The 1,034-nt window shown below is 70.6% G+C and carries 1 protein-coding gene; it reads left to right on the top strand.

The features are described from left to right. Positions 1–252: 252 nt before the first annotated feature. Positions 253–801, top strand: coding sequence for an LOG family protein (locus tag KDK95_RS34740; RefSeq protein WP_212522604.1), 549 nt, complete (start codon positions 253–255; stop codon positions 799–801). Positions 802–1,034 lie beyond the last annotated feature (233 nt).

Consider the following 1,034-nt stretch of genomic DNA (forward strand, 5'->3'; position numbering starts at 1 on the left):
GGGTAACGCACCGTCAGTCGATCCACGAGGACCGGGCCCAGGCACCGGGGAACGACGCCGCTCTAAGGCATGAGACCGAACCAGCGGGCACACGGATCTGCCCTGTCACGGCGCAAATCGGCTCCCTGCCAAGGCCCGGGGGCCTCGTCAGGGCCCGGATCAGTCCTGCCGAGGCCCGGATCTCCCTTGCCAGGGCCCGAATCGATCAGCTCCGACCGTCGACCTGGCTGGGCCCTCGGGTACGGTGATCCCGTGCGAATCTGTGTCTTCCTGTCTGCGGCCGATCTTCCTGAGCGCTACACCGGTCCCGCCCGGGATTTCGCAGAACGGCTTGGCCGGGCCGGGCACACGCTGGTGTGGGGCGGCTCGGACGCGGGGCTGATGAAGGTGGTGGCGGACGGCGTGCAGAACGCGGGCGGACGGCTATGCGGGGTGTCCGTCACCTTCCTGCAGGGGGTGGCTCGCCCGAACGCCGACGAGATGGTGTTCGCCGCCGATCTGGCCGAGCGCAAGAAGCTGATGCTGGAGCGGGCCGACGCGGTTGTGATCATGGTCGGCGGCACCGGCACGCTCGACGAGGCCACCGAGATCCTTGAGCTTAAGAAGCACGGGCATACCGACAAGCCGGTGGTCCTGCTCAACACCGCAGGCTTCTACGACGGCCTCGCGCAGCAGTTCCGCCGGATGGAGGACGAGGGCTTCCTCGCCCGGCCGCTCGCGGAGCTGATGTACTTCGCCGACGAGCCCGCCGGCGCACTCGCCTACCTGGAGAGCGCGCCGGGGGCATCGGAGGTCGGCTGACCGGCGGTCCGGCTGGTCCGACTGCCGGTGGCCCCCGCGTCAGCCAGTCCGGCCGAGCGCCGGCCAGTCCAGCCGAGTGTCAGACTGTCCGACCAGCCGGGCCGAGCCTTAGCCGGTCCAGCCGAGTCTGAGCCAGCCCGACCGAGCCTAAGCCGGCTCAGCCGAGCCTCAGCCAGTCCGACGGAGCGTCAGCCAGTCCAGCCGAGCCCCGGCGGTCCCGCCCAGCCCCAGCC

Origin of the sequence: Actinospica acidithermotolerans (assembly GCF_018139625.1) — a bacterium.
Taxonomy (GTDB): Bacteria; Actinomycetota; Actinomycetes; order Streptomycetales; family Catenulisporaceae; genus Actinospica; species Actinospica acidithermotolerans.